19 protein-coding genes and 1 riboswitch are annotated in these 18,215 nt (G+C 71.5%); of the genes, 3 read left to right on the forward strand and 16 right to left on the reverse strand.

The window, feature by feature from the left end:
- Nucleotides 1-26: 26 nt before the first annotated feature.
- From E0493_RS16635 to E0493_RS16680, 10 genes are all read right to left on the reverse strand, one after another.
- Complete coding sequence (locus E0493_RS16635; RefSeq protein ID WP_202397169.1) at nt 27-791, reverse strand: ABC transporter ATP-binding protein; 765 nt, start codon at nt 789-791, stop codon at nt 27-29.
- A complete protein-coding gene (locus E0493_RS16640) occupies nt 788-1,831 on the reverse strand; it encodes a FecCD family ABC transporter permease (RefSeq protein WP_160938371.1) in 1,044 nt (347 codons plus the stop codon). The genes E0493_RS16635 and E0493_RS16640 overlap by 4 nt, the downstream gene beginning before the upstream one ends.
- On the reverse strand, nt 1,832-2,980 hold the full coding sequence (locus E0493_RS16645) for an ABC transporter substrate-binding protein (protein ID WP_202397170.1): 1,149 nt from the start codon (nt 2,978-2,980) through the stop codon (nt 1,832-1,834).
- Nucleotides 2,981-3,089: 109 nt separating this feature from the next.
- Nucleotides 3,090-3,276: riboswitch (cobalamin riboswitch) on the reverse strand.
- Nucleotides 3,277-3,501: 225 nt separating this feature from the next.
- Nucleotides 3,502-3,873: a cupin domain-containing protein gene (locus E0493_RS16650; RefSeq protein ID WP_160938372.1), complete on the reverse strand. Its 372-nt coding sequence runs from the start codon at nt 3,871-3,873 to the stop codon at nt 3,502-3,504.
- 54 nt (nt 3,874-3,927) lie between these two features.
- Nucleotides 3,928-4,911 (reverse strand): Bug family tripartite tricarboxylate transporter substrate binding protein, encoded by a 984-nt coding sequence (locus E0493_RS16655; protein WP_160938373.1) that lies wholly within the window; start codon nt 4,909-4,911, stop codon nt 3,928-3,930.
- Between the two features lie 129 nt (nt 4,912-5,040).
- A complete protein-coding gene (locus tag E0493_RS16660) occupies nt 5,041-6,042 on the reverse strand; it encodes a DUF6282 family protein (RefSeq protein ID WP_160938374.1) in 1,002 nt (333 codons plus the stop codon).
- Nucleotides 6,035-6,841, reverse strand: coding sequence for an ABC transporter permease (locus E0493_RS16665; RefSeq protein ID WP_160938375.1), 807 nt, complete (start codon nt 6,839-6,841; stop codon nt 6,035-6,037). The genes E0493_RS16660 and E0493_RS16665 overlap by 8 nt, the downstream gene beginning before the upstream one ends.
- Complete coding sequence (locus E0493_RS16670) at nt 6,838-7,653, reverse strand: ABC transporter ATP-binding protein (RefSeq protein ID WP_160938376.1); 816 nt, start codon at nt 7,651-7,653, stop codon at nt 6,838-6,840. Before E0493_RS16670 ends, E0493_RS16665 begins: the two co-directional genes overlap by 4 nt.
- The gene (locus E0493_RS16675; RefSeq protein WP_160938377.1) at nt 7,650-8,414 is read right to left on the reverse strand and encodes an ABC transporter permease; all 765 of its coding nucleotides are present in this window, start codon (nt 8,412-8,414) and stop codon (nt 7,650-7,652) included. Before E0493_RS16675 ends, E0493_RS16670 begins: the two co-directional genes overlap by 4 nt.
- Complete coding sequence (locus tag E0493_RS16680; protein ID WP_160938378.1) at nt 8,414-9,391, reverse strand: ABC transporter substrate-binding protein; 978 nt, start codon at nt 9,389-9,391, stop codon at nt 8,414-8,416. The genes E0493_RS16675 and E0493_RS16680 overlap by 1 nt, the downstream gene beginning before the upstream one ends.
- A 255-nt stretch (nt 9,392-9,646) precedes the next feature.
- Between E0493_RS16680 and E0493_RS16685 the strand changes: the two genes are divergently transcribed.
- Nucleotides 9,647-10,687, forward strand: a complete 1,041-nt coding sequence (locus E0493_RS16685; protein WP_160938379.1) for a LacI family DNA-binding transcriptional regulator — start codon at nt 9,647-9,649, stop codon at nt 10,685-10,687.
- A gap of 37 nt (nt 10,688-10,724) precedes the next feature.
- On the opposite strand, the gene E0493_RS16690 is transcribed toward E0493_RS16685, so the two are convergent.
- The 5 genes from E0493_RS16690 to E0493_RS16710 are packed head-to-tail and all read right to left on the reverse strand — an operon-like array spanning nt 10,725 to nt 15,377.
- Entirely contained in the window at nt 10,725-11,036 is a 312-nt protein-coding gene (locus tag E0493_RS16690) for a DUF4387 domain-containing protein (protein ID WP_160938380.1), read from the reverse strand.
- 7 nt (nt 11,037-11,043) lie between these two features.
- Nucleotides 11,044-12,405 carry an acyclic terpene utilization AtuA family protein gene (locus E0493_RS16695; protein WP_235913836.1) on the reverse strand — a complete coding sequence of 454 codons (1,362 nt, stop codon included), beginning with the start codon at nt 12,403-12,405 and terminating at the stop codon, nt 11,044-11,046.
- 49 nt (nt 12,406-12,454) lie between these two features.
- On the reverse strand, nt 12,455-13,429 hold the full coding sequence (locus E0493_RS16700; RefSeq protein ID WP_160938381.1) for a Bug family tripartite tricarboxylate transporter substrate binding protein: 975 nt from the start codon (nt 13,427-13,429) through the stop codon (nt 12,455-12,457).
- Nucleotides 13,430-13,485: 56 nt separating this feature from the next.
- The gene (locus E0493_RS16705; protein ID WP_160938382.1) at nt 13,486-14,001 is read right to left on the reverse strand and encodes a flavin reductase family protein; all 516 of its coding nucleotides are present in this window, start codon (nt 13,999-14,001) and stop codon (nt 13,486-13,488) included.
- Nucleotides 13,998-15,377, reverse strand: a complete 1,380-nt coding sequence (locus E0493_RS16710) for an LLM class flavin-dependent oxidoreductase (protein ID WP_160938383.1) — start codon at nt 15,375-15,377, stop codon at nt 13,998-14,000. The genes E0493_RS16705 and E0493_RS16710 overlap by 4 nt, the downstream gene beginning before the upstream one ends.
- A gap of 269 nt (nt 15,378-15,646) precedes the next feature.
- Here E0493_RS16710 and E0493_RS16715 point away from each other — a divergent pair, with 269 nt between their 5' ends.
- Nucleotides 15,647-16,717 (forward strand): LacI family DNA-binding transcriptional regulator, encoded by a 1,071-nt coding sequence (locus E0493_RS16715; protein ID WP_160938384.1) that lies wholly within the window; start codon nt 15,647-15,649, stop codon nt 16,715-16,717.
- 93 nt (nt 16,718-16,810) lie between these two features.
- Nucleotides 16,811-17,170: a hypothetical protein gene (locus E0493_RS16720; protein WP_160938385.1), complete on the forward strand. Its 360-nt coding sequence runs from the start codon at nt 16,811-16,813 to the stop codon at nt 17,168-17,170.
- A gap of 28 nt (nt 17,171-17,198) precedes the next feature.
- Here the strand turns inward: E0493_RS16720 and E0493_RS16725 are convergent, their stop codons facing one another.
- On the reverse strand, nt 17,199-18,185 hold the full coding sequence (locus tag E0493_RS16725) for a Bug family tripartite tricarboxylate transporter substrate binding protein (RefSeq protein WP_160938386.1): 987 nt from the start codon (nt 18,183-18,185) through the stop codon (nt 17,199-17,201).
- Nucleotides 18,186-18,215: the final 30 nt, after the last annotated feature.

The raw sequence follows: 18,215 nt of genomic DNA on the forward strand, positions 1-18,215 counted from the left end.
AGGGAGCCGATGGGCAGGCTGGAGCCTCACACCAGCGCCTGCACCAGGAGGCCGCCCTCCGGGTCCCGCAGCACGCGCACGCCGACGCCGTAGATGGCCGAGAGCAGCGGCGCCGAGAGCGCCTCGGCCGGCGGCCCCAGCGCCCGCAGCGCGCCCTCGGCCAGCACCGCCACGCGGTCGGCGTGGCGGGCGGCGAGGTTCAGGTCGTGCAGCACCACCACGCTGATCAGGTTGCGCGCCCGCGTCAGCCGGCGGAGGGTGCGCATCAGCGCCTGCTGGTGGCGCAGGTCGAGCGCGCTGACCGGCTCGTCGAGCAGCAGCACCTCTGGGCGGCGGGCGAGCGCCTGCGCGAAGAACACCAACTGCCGCTGCCCGCCGCTCAGCGTGTCCAGCCCGCGCCCGGCGAGGTCGAGCAGGTCGAACTCGGCCAGCAGCGCCGCCGCCTCGCGCAGGGCGGCGTCGGGCAGTCGCAAGGCGAGGGTGCCGGCGCGGCCGAGCAGCACCGTCTCCAGCACCGTCAGGCCCGCGGCGGCGCGGCTGTCCTGCGGCATGTAGCCGATGCGGGCCGGCCAGCGGCGCCGGTTGGCGGGGCCGAGCGCCTCGCCGTCCAGGCTGATGCGGCCGGCGGAAGGCGGATGCTCGCCATGCAGCGCGCGCAGCAGGGTGGTCTTGCCGGCGCCGTTCGGCCCGACCAGCGCGGTGAGCGTGCCGCGCGCGAAGTCCAGCGAAAGCGCCTCGCTGATCGGGCGCCCGCCATGGCTCAGGGTGAGCGCCTCCGCCCGCAGCGTCATCCCGGCAACCTGCGGGCCAGGATCAGCCAGAAGAAGAAGGGCACGCCGATCACCGCCGTCACCACGCCCACCGGCACCAGCGCGCCGGGAATGATCACCTTCGACAGCACGGAGGCGGAGGAAAGCATCAGCGCGCCCATCAGCCCGGACAGCGGCAGCAGGAAACGCTGGTCCTCGCCGATGCAGAGCCGCGCCAGGTGCGGCGCCACCAGGCCGACGAAGCCGATGGTGCCGACGAAGCTGATGGCCGTCGCGGTCATCAGCGAGATCAGCGCCACCACGCCAAGGCGCAGCCCGCCGACCGGCAGGCCGAGGGCGCGGGCGCGGGCCTCGCCCAGGCGCAGCGCGGTGAGTGCCCAGCACTGCCGCAGCAGCAGCGGCAGCGCGGCGGCGGTGACGGCGGCGGTGATCGCCAGGTTGAGCCAGTCCGCCTTGGCCAGGCTGCCGAGCAGCCAGAAGACGATCTGCTGGCCGACCTCCGGCGCGGCGCGGAACTGCATCAGCGACTGCAGCGCGTGGAACAGGAAGAGCAGGGCGATGCCGGCCAGCACGACGGTGTTGGCCGCCATGCCGCGCAGCCGCCCCACGCCAAGGATCACGGCGCAGGCGAGGCTGGTGGCCAGGAAGGCCGCCCCCGGCACCGCGAGCACCGGCGGCAGGCCCCAGCCGCCATGCTGGATGGCCACCGAGGCGCCGAACCCCGCCGCCGCCGCCAGCCCCAGCGTGTAGGGGCTGGCGAGGGGGTTATCGAGCAGGGTCTGCATGGTGGCGCCGCTGACCCCCAGCGCCACGCCCACCACCAGCGCCATCAGCGCCATCGGCAGCCGCAGCGACCAGAGGATGACCGAGACGGTCTCGTCGGCGCCCGGCTGGCCGAGCAGCGCCGGCACCACCGCGCGCATCGGCAGGAGGGCCGGGCCGGTGGCAAGGTCCAGCAGCAGCGAGACAATCAGCGTCGCGGCCGTGGCCACGAGCACCGCCAGCCGCCGCCGCTCGCGCCTGCGGTGCGCCGCCACGGCGGCGGCGATGGCGGGGCTCATTCAGGCCAGCCCCAGCATGAAGCTGCCCTGCGGCCGGATCGGCAGCCAGCGCGCATGCCAGGCCAGGTACTCCGCCTGCGGGTCGAGCCCGGCGAACAGCTCGGGGTAGAGCGCCTTGGCGAGGTACTGGAGGGAAGCGAAGTCGGCCAGGGTGCGCGAGGCGCCCTGGTACACCGCATGCACCCGCCCCTCCCGCACCGCCGGCAACGCGTTCCATCCGGGCCGCGCGAGAAAGCCGCGCAGCCGGGCGCGCGCCTCCTCGGCCGCCACGCCCTGGCCCATCAGCTGCGCCGTCGGATGCCGCCGCCATTCCGAGCCGGCGATGGCGATCACCTCCGGCCGGCTGGCCAGAACCGTCTCGGCGGCCATTGGTCCCCAGGTGGCGATCACGCCACGGCCGATATTGCTCCCGCCCGCCAGAGCGGCGAGGGCGCCCCACATGTAGTCGCCGTAGCTCGGGCCTTGCTCGCCCGGCCCCTTGCTGCCCAGTTCGACATAGATGCGCGGGCGGGGCAGGCGGGCGGCGGAGATGCTGTCCCGCAGCGCGGTGATGGCGGCCTCGTACTCCCCGGCCAGGCGCGCGGCGCGGGCCTCCTCGCCCAGAACCTGGCCCAGCAGGCGGGTGCTGGCGGCGTGCCGCGCCGGCTGCTCCGCATGGTAGTCGATCACCACGACGGGAATGCCGGCGGCGGCGAGGCGCTCCGCCGCCGTGCCCAGCCCCTTCACCTGCCAGTCGCCGAGGATGGCGACATCCGGCTTCAAGGCGATGGCCTTCTCCACGGAGAAGGTGCCGACCTCGACCTCGCCCACCTCGGGGATGGCCTCCAGCCCCGGCAGAACCTTGACGTATTCCGCCCAGTTGGCTGGGCGCCAGTCCTTCCAGGCGGCGCGGGAGAGGCCGACGACGCGGCCCAGCGCCTCGGCGCCGCCCACGGCGAGGAACTCCTCGAAATAGAAGCCGAGCAGGATGCGCCGCGCCGGCAGGCGCACACGGACGGTGCTGCCATCCAGGCCGTTGAGGGAAAGCGGCCCGGCCAGGGCGGGAGTGACCAAAGCGGGGGTGACCAGAGCGGGGGTGACCAGGGCGGGGGCGGCCAGCAGGGAGGCGGCGGAAGCCGCCAGAAGGCGGCGGCGGGAGAGGCTTGCCATGCGGAACCTCGTGGCACAGTGGTCCGTCACCACGAACGCGGCGCTCCGGCCGCGCGGACGCCGCGCGGCCTTCCTGCCCCGGCCAGGACACCCCGCCCGGCCTGTTCGCGCATGACCACGATCGACGGCAGGTCTCCTGGCTCGCGGGTCACGGCGCCGGCCCGGCCTTCCCGGTGCCGGGGCACCAGTGGCCAAGTTGCGGGCAGGCACTCGCCGCTAACAGTTGCGGGGGCAGCCGCGGCCTTGCACCGCGTTCCCTTTTGATCCCCGAGGGGAACCGTCGTGGCGCTGTTATGGAGGGTCGGGATCAGAGGGGTCAAGCGCACCGGCCATCCTCCCGCGGGCGCGCCTGATGGTAGCCGAGGGGTGGGAGTGTCGGAGGCCGGAAAGGTGGGAGATTCGCGAAGCGGGAACACCGAATGCGCTATGATATAACATAACAAAAAACGCAACCCGCCTTGCCTGCTTTCCCCGAGGGGAACGGCACGGCCGGGGCGTCGCCGTCTGGCCGTGCCATCCCATCAGGTGGTGCCGAAGCCCTTTCCCGCGACGCGGTACTCCGCCCGCGGCGGGCTGAAGATGTCGAGCACCCGCGCCCCCTCCGGCCCGGCGCGCATGGTATGGGGAACCCCGCCCGGCGTGCGCCAGAAATCGCCCTTCCGCACGGGGATCTCCTCGCCGCCCTGGATCCGCACGGCGCTTCCTTCCAGCAGGACGCCCCATTGCTCCTCGGGATGGTGGTGCATCTCGCCGGCGGCGTTGGGCGCGATGGTGACGATGGAGAGCATCGCCTGCTCGCCGGCGAAGATGCGCGTGGTCAGGCCGGGGGCAAGCTCGCGGAAGATGCCTCCGGCCGCGTCATCGAGGTTGTGGAACTCGTCGGCCTGACTCATGGAGCTTTCCGTTTCCTCCTGGTGGGCGGGGCGGGGTGCGAGGCCGGAATCGGATCAGTCCGGCCGGACGTTGTTGGCGCGCGCCACCTCGCCCCAGACGCGGACCTGGCTCTGCACGAACTTCGCCAAGGCAGGCGCGTCGTCCAGCACCAGCTCGGCCTGGTTCACCTCGGTGAACTGCCTGGCGATGCGCGGCTCGCGATAGGCCTCGATCAGGGCGGCCTGGAAGCGGGCGAGGATCGGGGCGGGCACGCCCGCCGGCGCGAAAGCGCCCCACCAGGCCTCGGCCGTGAGGTCGGGGAAGCCCGTCTCCATCGCGGTCGGCACCGCGGGAAGGCCCGGCAGCCGCTTGCTGCCGAGTTGCAGCAGCGGCCGCAGCGTGCCGGCCGAGATCTGCGGCGCCAGCAGCGCGGCGCTGCCGATCATGAAGTCCACATGGCCCGCCACGGCGTCGTTCACCGCCAGCCCGCCGCTGCGGTAGGGCACATGCGTCATCTCGACGCCCTTGCGCCGCGCCATCATCAGCATGACGAGGTGGCCGATCGTGCCGTTCCCTGTCGAGCCGAAGGACACGGCGCCCTTGCGCGCGGCGGCGAAGACCTCCTCCATGCTCTGGTAGGGCTTGGCCGGCTGGCAGGCGGTGACATAGGGCGCGCGGGCGATCTGCGTGACGGGAACCAGGTCCTTCTCCAGGTCGAAGGGCAGGCTCGGCACCAGGATGGGCATCAGCGCGTGCGAGTCGAAGGTGAGCAGCCACGTGTAGCCGTCCGGCTTCGCCTTGGCGACCACGTCGGTGCCGAGGCTGCCTGCCGCGCCGCTGCGGTTCTCGACGATGATGGGCACGCCGAGCCGTTGCTGCAGGCCGGGGGCGATCAGCCGGGCCGCGGCGTCGGTCGAGCCGCCGGGCGCGAAGGGCACGACGATGCGGATGGGCTCGCTGGGCCAGCTTCCCGTGCTGCCGGGGGTGCTCGCGCGGGCGTGGCCGAGCGGCAGGGCAGCCATGGCGGCCAGGGTGGCGCGCCTCGTCCAGGGCGTCATGAACCTCTCCTCCTGTGCGGCGCCTTTCCCGGCGCTTCGCCCTCACGCTGACGCCACAGGGCGCCGGAGTCCACCGGCTTGTGCGGCGAGGAGGCGGGAGGCCGGCACCGCGCGGATGCCGGCGGAGGCTCAGGCCGGCAGGGAGACCGGAGGCGCGGCTTCCTCGCCCGTCCAGGCCGGCAGGCCGATCAGGCGACGCGGATTGTCCCGCACCAGCATCGCCGCCTCCGCCTGGGAGAGGCCGTGGTGCAGCATGCTGCCGAGCGTCATGCGCAGCAGCTCCGGCGCCGGCGGCATCCAGCCGAAGAAGCAGTCGGTGGTCAGCACCACGCGCTCCGCGCCCACCTCGCGGATGATCTCCAGGCATTCCGGCATCGGCAGGCGCTGGAAGGCGGGCGTGAAGCCGATGGCGCAGAACTCGATGGTGCCGCCGGCGGCGGCGATCCGCCGGATGTCCTCGCGCGTGGCGCCGATCGAGCGGCTGTCCGGGTGCTGGAACATCACCTCCCGCACGCCGAGGCGCTTCGCCTCCTGCACCACCGCCAGGCTTTCCTCGGGCGAGACATGGCCGGTGGCCACCATCATGCCGAACTCGGCGGCGATGGCGAGGCAGTCGGTGACCTCCGGGCGGATGCGGCCGCTGGCGTCCATCACGGTCATGCCGCGTTCGGAATCCAGCTTGCGGGCCTGCACCAGGAACTCGGTCAGGTGATGGCTGAAGCCGCCGCGCCGCTGGTCGGCCGCCGCGCCCCAGGTCGGCATGAACAGCGCCCGCGCACCCTGCCTGGCCGCCGCCTCCACGGCGATCGGCAGGAAGCCGCCGGCGCAGGGGTTCATCGTGATGGAGGCGAAGGCCTGCGCGCGCAGCCCCATCCGGTTCAGCCGCCAGGAGACCGCCGTGGTGGGGAAGAAGTGCGACTTCATGACGATGCCCGCCATGCCGGCGGCATCGGCCTGGCGCAGCTCCTCGGCATCGTCCTGCCGGGTCGGGTGGTCCAGGCTGAACTCGGGGAAGCCGTGGTGGTGCAGGTCCACGGCGCCGTGCAGCAGCGCGTCGAGCGCGGGCATGGCGGGGCCTGTGCCCGGGGCGGCGGAGGGGTGCGGCGGGATGGTCTCCGGGCGGTCATTCATGGGCGTTGTCCTGCTGGGGCCGCCAGCGCGACGCACGGCGCTCGAGGCGGCTGATGAGCGTGTCCAGGGTGCCGGCCAGCACCAGCACCAGCAGGATGCCGAAATACACCTGCGGGGTGCGGAACATGGTCCGGTTCTGGGTGATGAGGAAGCCGATGCCGTCGGTGGAGGCGAGCATCTCCGCCACCACCACGCCGACCGTCACCAGCGCGCCGCCGACCCTGAGGCCGGAGATCACCGCGGGCAGCGCGGCGGGGATGATGACCTCCGCCATCATCGGCCAGAAGCCGGCCCCCTGGGCGCGGGCCATGGTGATCAGGTTGCGGTCCACCAGCTGCACGCCGGCGGCGGTGGCGAGGATGACGGGAAAAATGCCGTAGAGGCTGGCGAACCAGACCTTGCTGGCCGGGCCGATGCCGAACCAGGCCGTCATCACCGGATAGATCACCACCAGCGGCAGGGCATAGAGCGAGGAGACCAGCGGAAGCGCCGCCCGCCGGCCGAAGGGCGAGAGGCCGATGACCAGCCCCAGCAGGCCGCCCAGCCCGTAGGCGAAGCAGAGGGAGACCAGGATCTCCCCGAAGGTGAAAGCCAGCGCGCTGGCGAAGAAGTCCCATTCGGCGAAGCCGCTTGCCAGCGCCGCGCTCGGCGGCGAGAGGATCACCTGCGGCACCCAGCCGGCGCGCGGCGCCACCTCCCACAGCGCCAGCAGCGCCGCCAGGCAGAGCCAGCGCAGCGCCACGGGCGAAAGCCGCCAGCGCCGTGCCTCCCGCGCCGGGATGGCGGCGGTGGCACTCATGCCTGCCTCCGGATCAGGCTCCAGATCTGCTCGCGCAACCGGCCGAAATGCTCGGTGGCCATCATCTCCCAGGTGCGCGGGCGCGGCAGGTCGATCTCGATGCGCGCCAGCACCTCGCCGGGCCGGCCGCTGAGCACCACCACCTCGTCGCAGAGATAGACGGCCTCGGTCAGCCCGTGCGTGACGAAGACGACGGTCTTGCGGTGCCGGTCCCAGATGCGCAGCAGCTCGTCGCCGAGCGTCATCCGGGTCTGCTCGTCGAGCGCGGCGAAGGGCTCATCCATCAGCAGCACCGGCGGGTCCTGGCAGAAGCCGCGCGCGATCGCCACGCGCTGCTTCATGCCACCGGAAAGCTCGTGCGGATGGCGGTGCTCGAAGCCCTTGAGGCCGACGAGATGCAGAAGCTGCCCGGCCCGTGCCTCGCGCTCGGCGCGTGGCACGCCGCGCAGCTTCAGCGGAAAGGCGACGTTCTCCAGCGCGGTGCGCCAGGGCAGCAGGCTGGCCTCCTGGAACACCACCCCCAGCCGCTCCGGCGCCGGCCTGGTCACCGGCGCGCCGGCGACGGCGACGCTGCCCTCGCTCGGCCGCACCAGCCCGGCCATCATCATCAGCAGCGACGACTTGCCGCAGCCGGAGGGACCGACCAGCCCGACAAAGCGTCCGGGCGCGACGGAGAGGTTGATGTCGCGCAGCGCCAGCACCTCGCCGCGCCCGGTCTGGTAGCGGTGCGTGATGCCGCGCACCTCGATGGCGGGCTGATCCTGGGTCATGGCGGAAGGGGCTTGGCGGGACTCGGCCAGGTCAAGGCTCATGGCGTCCTCCAGGCGCCGGCGCGGCGCTCCAGCGCGCGCAGCGTCTCGTTCACGATGATGCTGAGGGCGGCGGCGATCAGCACTCCGGCGAAGAGCTCGGGCATGCGGAAGCTCTCGCCCCAGGTGCTGAAGCGCTGCCCCAGCCCGGCGCGGGAGACGTACATCTCCGCGAAGATGACGCCGGCGATGTTGAAGATCATGCCGAGCCGCAGGCCCTCCAGGATCAGCGGCAGCATCGCGTTCCAGTGGATCTCGGTCCAGATCTGCCAGCGCGTGGCGCCGTTTGCGCGGGCGAGGCGCAGCAGCTCGTCCGGCACGGCGGCGACGGCCGCCGCGGTGGCGATCACCAGCACGAAGAGCGCCTGGAACACGCCGAAGGCGACCTTCTGCCCGAAGCCGATGCCGAAGAGCAGGATGAAGACCGGCAGGAAGACCGATTTCGGCACGGCGGCGACGAAATGGAAGAACGGCTTGAAGGCGCGCCCGAGATAGGGGCTTTCGGCCAGCGCGAGCCCGATGCCGACGCCAAGCGGCGCGGCGATCACGCCGGCCAGCAGCAGCTCCCGCACCGTCACCCAGAGATGGCGGCGGAAGCCCGCATCGGCGAGCAGCTCCGCCACCTTGGGCAGCACGAGCGTGGGCGGCGGCAGCAGGCGCGGGTCGGCCAGGCCGAGGCGGCTGGCCCCTTCCCACAGCAGGAAGAAGCCCAGCACCGCCGACGCCTGCGCCAGCAGCACCCTCCGGTCGCGTGCCGCCCGCATCACACGTCGGTCGGCGTGACGGGCAGGAAGCGGGTGGAGAACATCGACTTGGCAGGGGGCAGGTCCTGCAGGCCGGCCAGCCGCGCCAGGCCGAGCGAGTTCTCCACCCACTCCTCCTTGATGCTGCCGTCGTCGGAAAGGTTCCTGATGGTGTTCTCGAACTCCAGCCGTGCCACCTCGGGCGGGAACTTGCTCTGCTCCTCGATGAAGCGGATCGTCCAGTCCGGGTTCTGCTTCATGTGGCGGATGGCGGAGTAGATGCCGACGAGCGCCTTCTGGATCGTCTCCCCGCGCTGCTGCAGCGCGCTGTCGGGCGCCACCCAGACGTCGGGCAGGTTCGGCTGCATGGCGGCGCCGAGATCGACCAGCACCTTGCCGTCGCCCGAGCTTTCCAGCCGGTAGGAGAGCGGGGGATAGGCGACGATGGCGTCCACGTTGCCCGACAGCAGGCCGGGGATCAGGCCGCCGCCGCCGAGCGGGATGCGCGAGACCGGGCCGCCCGCCTGCTGCCCGGCCCAGAGCGCGAAGAAATCCGTGGTGGAGCCGTTCGAGGTGACGCCGATCTTCTTGCGCGCGAGGTCCTTGATGCCGGCGAGCGGGCTGTCCTTCTTCGCCATGATCTTCCAGCCGCGCGGCGTCAGCGTGCCGGCGGCGATGATGGTGGCGGCGACGCCGCGCTGCTTCGCCAGAGCGACGCCAGGCGGGAAGTAGTTGACGAGGTCGGCCTCGCCCGCCGCGACGGCCTCCATCGCGGCCGAGCCGCCGGCGAAGCCGGTGAACTCCACCTCAAGCCCCTGCTTCTTGAACAGGCCGAGCGCATTGGCCGCGTGGACCGGCAGCACGGGACCGTAGTTCGGCGTGCCGCCGACGCGCAGCTTCGTGCCCTGCGCGAGGGCGGGGCGGGGCAGGGCGGTGGATGCGAGGAGTCCGGCGCCGGCGGCCACAAGGGCGGCGCGGCGCGTCAGCGTATCGCGCATGAACGTCTCTCCAGATGCGGCCGGTCATGGATCGCCGGGCCTGTGAGCGCGGAGGCTAACGGCCTGCCGGCGACACTGTCCACCGGAATCGTGCACACGTATGCGCAAAACTTCCTGACGAGGGCCAATGGTTTTTGCAGCAGCCGCAACGGGAGTTTTCCACGCACTTGTGCATGCGCGAAATGCTTTGCGGTGTTTCAATGCATCCGTCTGCATCTCTTCCACAGATCCGGCCCTCGGCCCTAAGGTCGCCGCATGCCTTCTTCCGACCTCGCCGCCCCCGCGCGGGACCGTGTCACCGTCGTGACCATCGCCCGCCGGGCTGGCGTCGCCAGCTCAACCGTCTCCCGCGCGCTCAACGGAGACCCGCGCATCTCGGCGGCGACGCGGGAGCGCATCGCCGCCATCGCCGTGGAGCTCGGCTACATGCCCGATGCGCTCGCGCGCACCCTGTCGGGAGGCCGCAGCGGGCTGATCGGCCTGGTGCTCGGGCCGGTCGAGAACCCCTTCTACGTCGCCATGCTGGAGGAGGTCGTGGCGCAGGCGGCGGCGCGGGGGTTGCGACCCCTGATCCTGCACCTCGGCGCCCAGGCCATCGAGGCGGAGACGATGCGCGCCCTCCAGCAGTACCGGGTCGATGGCTGCCTGGTCACCTCCGCGCGGCTCTCATCCGACATCGCCGACCTTTGCGGGCGGCGCGGCGTGCCGGTGGTCATGCTGAACCGGGTCACGCGGCTGCGCGCCTCCTCCGTCTCCTGCGACAATCTCGGCGGCGCGGCCGAGATGGCGCGGTTCCTGCTGGGGCAGGGGCATCGCCGCTTCGCCCTGGTCGGCGCCGACACGGCCAGCTCCACCGCGCTGGAGCGCGAGCAGGGCTTCAGCCAGGCGCTGGCGGCCGCGGGGCTCCAGCCCCTGCGCCTGAGCGGCGGCAACTCGAGCTGGCTGGGAGGGTACGCGGCAGGCGAGCGGATGGCCGCGCTGCCGCCCGCCGAGCGGCCGGATGCCGTTTTCGCCGTCAGCGACATCATGGCGCTTGGCGTGATGGACGCGCTGCGCCGCCACGGGCTGCGCGTGCCGGAGGACGTGTCCGTCGCCGGCTTCGACGACATCGCTGAATCCGCCCGGCCGACCTACGCCCTCACGACGGTCTCGCAACCGCTGGTGCCGATGGTGCGGCGCGGGCTGGACCTGCTGCTGGCCCGCATCCAGGAGCCGGACCTGCCCGACGAAGTCACCCTGCTGCGCGGCCGCCTGACCCTGCGCGCCTCCACGCGGGAACGCCCGCCGGCAGCCTGAGGAAGCGCGCGGCCTCCGGGCAGGCGGCGCCGTGCCCTCAGAGGGGGATCTCGACGTCCAGCAGCGGCGCGTGCTGCTGCGCGCCGTAGACATCGGTGTCGCCGATGTCGCCGGCGGGCACCAGGCGCGGCAGCGTGGCCTTGAAGGCGGAGGCCGTGTCGTAGGGGGTGAACAGCACGTCCTCCTCCGCCACGCCGTAGAGGCGGGAGAACAGCGCCGCGCTCAGCACGCCGGCCTCCTTCACCTTGCGGTAGAGGGCCGGATCCTCGAACAGCACGTCGATGGTGACCATGAAGGGGCCGGCGTTCTTGCTCTTGCAGATCTGCGCGATGTCGCGGATGCGGGGCATGGCGTCCTCACACGGTCTCGTATTCGATGGGGAACATCTCGTAGGGGTCGCGCGGGGCGACGACGTGGAAGATGCTGAAGCGGAACATCGGCCCGAGCTCGATATCCGAGGGGCTGAAGGGGAAGGCCATGTTGCCCTCCTTGCAGAGGCGTCCCGGGAAGTCGGCATGCAGCATGGAGGTGCGCGCCATCGCCAGCACGGCATTGGCGATGTCCTGCGTGCGGCCGACCACCTCAATGACGAAGCCCAGCTCGTGCGAGGTGATCGCCTTCACCGGCTCCCAGGCGGCCATGACGCCGTCCTTGCCGTAGGTCCGCACCACCATCGTGTAGTCCTCCGGCGGCACGCCGAAGGAGGCGGCCTTCACGCGGACCTTCTCGCGGTGCGTCTCCAGGTAGCTGTCGATCTGGCCGATGAGCACCGGGTCGCGCGTGCCGCAGACGGTGATGGCGCGGTAGCCGGCGCGCTCCACGCCCTCCAGCTTCACCGTGTACTGCTCCGCCGGCGTCCAGGTCATGCCGCTGACCTTCACGGCGCGGTCGCTGATCGCCTCGAACAAGCAGGCGCTGGTGTCGAGCAGCCCGCCCGGCTCGGTGTGGTGGATCGGGCTGGAATTCTCATGCAGCGCGAAGTTCGCGACCGCCAGTGGCGTCGAGCGGCGGATCGGGTTGGGCGGCTCGCAGACCAGGTGGTCCTCGCGGGCACGGATGAAGATGTTGTCCGGCTCCTTCGGCACGCTCGGCTCGGCGCCGCATTCCAGCATCTTGCCGGCATACCAGGCGACGGCGGGCGGGATGCCGGCGCGGATGGCCGGGCCGGCCCACTGGGCGGGATCGCTGGAGCGGCCGGCCAGGATAACCTGCGCCCCCCCATCCAGCGCCTTGTTGAAGGGCTCGGGGCCCATCATGCCGACGATGCGCTCGGCGCGGTTGATGGTTTCGGCATCGAGCGAATTCATCTTGGCCAGCGGCCGGGTCTGGCCGAGACGCACGCGCTCTTCCAGCGAGGGCTTGCTCTGCTCGGAGTGGATCAGCGCCATGCGAAAGGAAAGGCCCTCCTCGCGCGCGATCTCGCGCACCAGCGCGGCGGTGTCCTGCAGGTGCGGCGCGCCGCCGGCGCCGCCGGCGGTGCCGATGATGCAGGGGATCTTCGCCGCGACGGCGGCCTGCAGCATCAGCCGCAGGTCACGCTTGGCCGAAAGGCGCGAAACGAAGGACTTGCCTGCGCCGAGATAGTAGGGTCCGGGATCGGTGCTGCCGCCGTCGCAGCCGATCAGGTGCGGCTCCCACGACATGCCGATCTTCAGCGACTCCTCGGCATACCCGTAGCCGAGAATGCCGCTCGTCGAGAGCATCCGGTATTCGTTCAAGGCGCGCTCCTGCTCGCTGTTCGGCCGGGATGGCAGTGGCTGCGGCGGCTCACGCCCGCGGCAGCAGGTTGTCGCGCGCGGCCGCCGCCCAGCGCCTGTCCTCCCGCTGCAGCAGGGCGACGAAATCGGGCCGCGTGATGGGCGCGGGGTCCACCGCGAGACTGTCCATGCGCTGCTTCAGCACGGCGGTCTGGAACGCCTCGGTGATCGCGGTGTTGAGCCGGTCGGCGATGGCGGGGTTCAGGCCGGCGGGAGCGAAGAGGCCGAACCAGCCGGTGAAATCCGCGCCCGGCACGCCCTGTTCGCCGAGGGTCGGCACGTCGGGCAGGAAGCGCGAGCGCTCCGGCGAACTGAGGCCGAGTACGCGCACCGTTCCCGCCGCCAGCAGCGGCATGGCGGTCGCGGTGCTGCCCCAGGCGACCGGCAGGTGGCCACCGGTGAGATCGGCGAGATAGGCGCCGCTGCCGCGATATGGCACCTCCACCAGCTCCACGCCGGCCTGCTTGGCGAAGTTGTTGGCGGTGAAGGAGGATTGCGCGTCGGAGGTGCCCTGCGCGATCTGTCCCTTCTTCGCCTTGGCATCCTTCAGCAGGTCGGCGAGCGTGTTGTAGGGGCTGCCCTTGCCGGTCATCAGCACCAGCGGGTAGCGGGCCAGCAGCGAGATCGGCGTGAAGTCGTTCAGGGGATGGTAGGGCAGGCTCGGCAGGATGTGCCGGTTCATCACATGCGTGCTGGTGGCGGCGACGTAGGTGTAGCCATCCGGCGCGCTGCGCGCCACGCCCTCGGTGCCCACCACGCCGTTGGCGCCGGCGCGGTTGTCGATGACGAAGCCCTGGCCGAGCTTCTCGCCCAGCACCTCCCCGATCGCACGCGTGGTGACATCGGTGCCGCCGCCGGGCGCATAGGGCACGATGATGCGGACAGGCTTGCTGGGCCACTCGTCCTGCGCGCGCGCGCTGCGCAGGGCGGGAAGCGCCAGCCCGGCCGCGGTGGCGCCCAGCAGGGCGCGACGGTTCATCCTCATGCTTCACTCCCGTTCACTGTTGTTCCTGCAAGCGACGGCCATCCGCCGTCCCGCGGTCAGGCCGAGGCGGCGAAGGTGCCGAAGCGGCCCTCGTGGTAGAGCAGCGGCGGGCTGCCGGCGCTGGCCCGCAGGGCGGTCACGCGGCCGACGAAGATCGAATGGCTGCCGTGCCGGTGCTCGGCCTCGAGCGCGCAGCCGAAGCTGGCGAGGGCGTCAGCCAGCAGCGGCGTGCCATCCTCGTCATGCGTCCAGAACGCGCCTGCGAAGCGCTGTTCGCCTTCCGCGCCGTCCCGTCCGGCGAAGCGGCCCGCCACCGGCAGTTGCGCCTCGCTCAGGATGTTGACGGCGAAGCGGCCGGTGCGGCGGATCACCGGATGCGCGCTGGCCGCGTTGTTCACGCAGGCCAGAAGCATCGGCGGCAGGTCGGTCAGCGAGCAGACCGCCGTGGCGGTCAGCCCGGTGCGCGCGCCCTCCTCGCCGCAGGTGATCACCGCCACCGCGCCGGCCAGGCTGCGCATGCAGCGGCGGAACTCGGCGGCCTCGACCGCCGGAAGAACTGCCGCGGCGCTCATGAGGCCTGCCGCAGCTGCGTCTTGCGCCAGTCGCCAACCGCCGGCCGCGGCAGGCCGAGGTTCTCCCGCAGCGTCGCGCCCGCGTAGTCCTTGTGGTAGAGGCCGCGCCGCTGCAACTCGGGCACCACGTAGCGGGCGAAGTCCTCGAAGGCGCCGGGCGAGTGGGTGGCGGCGAGCACGAAGCCGTCGCAGGCGCGGGCGGTGAACCATTCCTCCATCTGGTCGGCAACCGCCTTGGGGGTGCCGCAGAAGATCGGGAACTCGCCGATGGTGCCGCGGCCGGAGAAATGCACGAAGTCGCGCACCGTGGGGTTCGGCTTGCCGCTGAGCGCGATGACGCGCTCCCTGAAGCCGCTCCAGGAGAGCTTCTTCAGCTCCTCGTCGGTGAACTCCGAATCCATGTCCTTGGAGCCGAAGTCGAAGTTCAGCGCCTCGGAGAGCAGCACCACCGCGTCCACCGGCCTGGCCAGGGCGCGGATGTACTCGCGCTTCTCCTCCGCCGCCGACTGGCTGTCGGCGACGCAGACATAGCAGGCCGGGCAGACATTCACCTCGTCAGGGTCGCGCCCGGCGGCGGCGACAGCGGCCTTCAGCTCGCCATACTGCTTCTGCCCGGCGGCGAGGTTGGGATAGACAACAAAGATCACCTCGCCCCAGCGCCCGGCGAACTGGCGTCCGCGCCCGCTCTGCCCGGCCTGGATGAGCACCGGATGCCCCTGCGGGGAGCGCGGCACCGGCAGCGGCCCGCGCGCGGTGAAGTACTTGCCCTGGTGATGCAGGGCGTGGACCTTGTCGGGATCGGCGAAGCGGCCGCTCTCCTTGTCGATGACGAGGGCGCCGTCCTCCCAGCTGTCCCAGAGGCCGAGCACCACCTCCATGAACTCGTCGGCGCGTTCGTAGCGCAGGTCATGCGCCAGGTGCTCGGTGCGGCCGAAATTGGCGGCCTCGGAGTTGTTCAGCGAGGTGACGACGTTCCAGGCGGCGCGCCCCCCGGTCATCAGGTCCAGCGTGCCGAACAGCCGCGCCACGTGGAAGGGCTCGTAATAAGTGGTGGAGTAGGTGACGCCGAGGCCAAGCCGGCCGGTCGCCGCGCCGATCATGGTGACGATCGTCATGGGGTCCATCTTCACGACGCGCACGCCGTTGGCGACGGCCTCGCGATAGTCGTTGTCGAAGATGTCCGGCATGGCCAGGCGGTCGTCGAAGAAGGCCATGTGGAACTTGCCGTCCTCCATGACGCGGCCGAGGCGCTGGAAGTATTCCGGCGTGGTGAAATCCGTGGCCGCGGCCGGATGGCGCCAGGAGCCGGGCGCGATCGAGCAGTTCTGCGCCTGCAGGAAGCCCACCATCTTCATCTGACGTTGCGTGCCGCTCATGGGCCGTGTCTCTCCCCTGCACGGTCGGCGGGCTGTTGATGCCCGGGGGCGGCGAGGCGCGAAGGCGCTGCCGCAGCCGACCGCATGGTTGCTTGTGGTTCTTTTGCGCGAACGTTTGCGCACACGAGGCAGTATAAATGCCCTGCCGCTTCGAGAGTCAACACGAATTCCCGGCATCTTCGACGTCGCCACCCTCCTCAAAGGATGTTGCGGCGCAAGAAAATGCGCAAACATTTGCGCAGAAATGGCATGTGCTATAAGCTTCACCCATGGACAACCCGCCGCTTCCGGCCGGCGCCCGCCGTGCCACCATCGTCACCCTTTCGCGTGTGGCCGGGGTCGCGCCTTCGACCGTCTCCCGCGCGCTGAAGGGCGACACGCGGATCTCGCCGGAAACCCGTGCGCGCATCGGCCGCCTCGCCAAGGAGCTGGGCTACACGCCGCACGCTTCGGCGCGCACGCTGTCGTCCGGGCGCAGTGGCCTGATCGGCCTGGTCATCGGCGCCTCGTCCAACCCGTTCTACACGGAGCTGTTGCACGAGGCGGTGCGCCAGGCCGCCCCGCTGGGGATGCGGCTGCTCATCATCCATGCCGGCCCGGGGCCGATCGAGAACAGCACCGCCGACGCCCTGCTGCAGTACCAGGTTGACGGCTGCCTGATGACCTCGGTGGAGTTGCCTTCGCACGCGGCGGCCATTTGCGCCGCCAATGGCGTGCCGGTCGTCATGGTCAACCGCGTGGCCAGGATGAACTCCAGCGCCGTGACCTGCGACAACCTCTTCGGCGCCGCCCAACTCGCGCGGCTGCTGCTGGAGCAGGGGCGGCGCAGGCTGGCCGTGGTGCGGACCTCCGCCTCCAGCTCGACCGGAAAGGAGCGCGAGCGCGGCTTTCTTGAGCGGGTGAGCGAGTGGGGGCGCGAGCCTCCGCTCCTGTTCGACGGGCGCTCCACCTATGAGGGCGGATACGAGATGGCCCAGCGCATCGCCGACCTGCCTCCCGCCCAACGGCCGGAGGCGGTCTTCGCGGTCAGCGACATCATGGCCTTCGGGGTGCTCGACGGCTTCCGCCTGCGCGGGGTCCGCGTGCCGCAGGATATCGCGGTGGTCGGCTTCGACGGCCTGCCGGCCGCCGCCCGGCCCTGCTACGACCTGACAACGGTGGAGCAGCCGCTCCAGGCCATGATCGGGCGCGCCCTGGGGATGCTGCAGGCCAGGATCGGGAACCCCTCGCTGCCCGATGAAACGGCGAGCCTGCGGGGGCGGCTGCTCATGCGCGGCTCCGCCGCCATGGCTGCGCCGCATCCGGCCGGATCGGCGTTCGGATCCCCCGCCGCCGGCTGACGCGCGCGGGGCGCCCTGTCCCGCCTTGCCCGCTTGCCGGTGAGGCGCGCCGGGTCCATCTGCGGAGCAGCCATGGAGAAAGGCGAGCGGCCCATGCGCATCCACGGATCATTTCGCCGGCCCTGTTGCGCGCTGCTGCTGCTGCTGGTGGCCGGATGCGCCGGCTGGGTGAAGCCCGGCGCTACCGGCACCGAGGCCGACGCGGTGCTGGCGCAATGCCGCTCGCGGGCCGAGGCGCAGTTCCCGCTGGTCCGCCAGACCGAGGTGCAGCGCCCCGGCTACTGGGTTCCGTCGCGCACGGAATGCGGGCCCAGGCGGAGCGGCTGCCGCACCAGTGGCAGCTTCTTCCAGCCGCCGGTCTACCGTGACCGCGACCTCAATGCGCCGCTGCGCGACGCCATGATCGAAACCTGTATGCGGGACCAGGGCTGGGCGAGAAAGGAAGGCCTCTGAGGCGTGCCGCCCGCCGCGCCGCGGGATGTCAGCCGGCCACGATGTTCGCCACGTCCGCCACGTGCTTCCAGCGATCGACATCCCGCTGCATGAAGCGGGCGAAATCGTCGAGGTCGGTGGGGGCGGGGCGCGCGCCTTCGATCTCCAGGAAGCGCTGGTAGCCCGGCGTCCGGATGAAGGCGTTGATCTCGCGGTTCAGCCGTTGCCGGATCGGCTGCGGCACGCCCTTCGGCGCCAGGATGCCCCACCAGACCTCCACGGCGAAGTCGATGCCGGTGGCTTCGCGCGCGGTCGGCACCTCCGGCGCGAAGGCCATGCGCTGCTCGCCCATGCAGGCGATGACGGGCACCTGGTTGGAGGAGACGAGGTTGCTCACCGAAGCCATGGTGGTGATCAGGAAGTCGATGCGCCCGGCCAGCAGGTCCGCCTGGGCGGGCGAGATGCCGGAATAGGGCACCACCTCCATCTTGATCCCGGCGGCGTCGTTGAAGGCCTCCATGGTGAAGTGGCCGATGCCGCCCAGCCCCGCCGTGCCGTATTGCAGCCGGCCGGGATGCGCCTTCGCCGCGGCCACGAGCGCCTTCATGTCGGGGAAGCCGCCCTTCGGCTTGGTGACGATCAGCATCGGCGCGGTGCAGATGCGCGCCACCGGCTCGAAGCTGCGCAGCGCGTCGTAGGGCGTCTTGTGCACGATCGAGCTGGTGGCGAAGGAGCTGGAGGCCAGCAGCAGCGTGTAGCCATCCGGCGCCGCGTTGGCGACGTAGCCGGCGCCGATCGTGCTGGCCGCGCCTGGCTTGTTCTCCACCACCACGGGTTGGCCCAGCGGCCCCTGGAGCCCATCGGCCACAGGCCGGGCGATGGCGTCGTTGCTGCCGCCAGGGGTGTAGGGGACGATCAGCCGGATCGCCTGGTCCGGCCAGGCAGCCTTGGCCTGGGCGCTCCGCGGATAAGCCGGGGCGGCGGGCGCGCCGGCGAGGCCGGCCAGCAGCGCCCGGCGCCGAAAGGGAATGGTCATGGACATCCTCCCACGCACGACCTAAGGCCG

Origin of the sequence: Teichococcus coralli, assembly GCF_009829925.1 — a bacterium.
GTDB classification, from domain to species: Bacteria; Pseudomonadota; Alphaproteobacteria; order Acetobacterales; family Acetobacteraceae; genus Pseudoroseomonas; species Pseudoroseomonas coralli.

What these genes read in the sequence shown, in the direction of transcription:
- E0493_RS16640 (WP_160938371.1), bottom strand. Translation starts at nt 1,831, where the DNA reads ATGAGCCCCGCCATCGCCGCCGCCGTGGCGGCGCACCGCAGGCGCGAG.
- E0493_RS16685 (WP_160938379.1), top strand. Translation starts at nt 9,647, where the DNA reads ATGCCTTCTTCCGACCTCGCCGCCCCCGCGCGGGACCGTGTCACCGTC.
- E0493_RS16725 (WP_160938386.1), bottom strand. Translation starts at nt 18,185, where the DNA reads ATGACCATTCCCTTTCGGCGCCGGGCGCTGCTGGCCGGCCTCGCCGGC.
- E0493_RS16700 (WP_160938381.1), bottom strand. Translation starts at nt 13,429, where the DNA reads ATGAGGATGAACCGTCGCGCCCTGCTGGGCGCCACCGCGGCCGGGCTG.
- E0493_RS16660 (WP_160938374.1), bottom strand. Translation starts at nt 6,042, where the DNA reads ATGAATGACCGCCCGGAGACCATCCCGCCGCACCCCTCCGCCGCCCCG.
- E0493_RS16665 (WP_160938375.1), bottom strand. Translation starts at nt 6,841, where the DNA reads ATGAGTGCCACCGCCGCCATCCCGGCGCGGGAGGCACGGCGCTGGCGG.
- E0493_RS16690 (WP_160938380.1), bottom strand. Translation starts at nt 11,036, where the DNA reads ATGCCCCGCATCCGCGACATCGCGCAGATCTGCAAGAGCAAGAACGCC.
- E0493_RS16705 (WP_160938382.1), bottom strand. Translation starts at nt 14,001, where the DNA reads ATGAGCGCCGCGGCAGTTCTTCCGGCGGTCGAGGCCGCCGAGTTCCGC.
- E0493_RS16675 (WP_160938377.1), bottom strand. Translation starts at nt 8,414, where the DNA reads ATGCGGGCGGCACGCGACCGGAGGGTGCTGCTGGCGCAGGCGTCGGCG.
- E0493_RS16680 (WP_160938378.1), bottom strand. Translation starts at nt 9,391, where the DNA reads ATGCGCGATACGCTGACGCGCCGCGCCGCCCTTGTGGCCGCCGGCGCC.
- E0493_RS16645 (WP_202397170.1), bottom strand. Translation starts at nt 2,980, where the DNA reads ATGGCAAGCCTCTCCCGCCGCCGCCTTCTGGCGGCTTCCGCCGCCTCC.
- E0493_RS16715 (WP_160938384.1), top strand. Translation starts at nt 15,647, where the DNA reads ATGGACAACCCGCCGCTTCCGGCCGGCGCCCGCCGTGCCACCATCGTC.
- E0493_RS16670 (WP_160938376.1), bottom strand. Translation starts at nt 7,653, where the DNA reads ATGAGCCTTGACCTGGCCGAGTCCCGCCAAGCCCCTTCCGCCATGACC.
- E0493_RS16710 (WP_160938383.1), bottom strand. Translation starts at nt 15,377, where the DNA reads ATGAGCGGCACGCAACGTCAGATGAAGATGGTGGGCTTCCTGCAGGCG.
- E0493_RS16720 (WP_160938385.1), top strand. Translation starts at nt 16,811, where the DNA reads ATGCGCATCCACGGATCATTTCGCCGGCCCTGTTGCGCGCTGCTGCTG.
- E0493_RS16635 (WP_202397169.1), bottom strand. Translation starts at nt 791, where the DNA reads ATGACGCTGCGGGCGGAGGCGCTCACCCTGAGCCATGGCGGGCGCCCG.
- E0493_RS16650 (WP_160938372.1), bottom strand. Translation starts at nt 3,873, where the DNA reads ATGAGTCAGGCCGACGAGTTCCACAACCTCGATGACGCGGCCGGAGGC.
- E0493_RS16655 (WP_160938373.1), bottom strand. Translation starts at nt 4,911, where the DNA reads ATGACGCCCTGGACGAGGCGCGCCACCCTGGCCGCCATGGCTGCCCTG.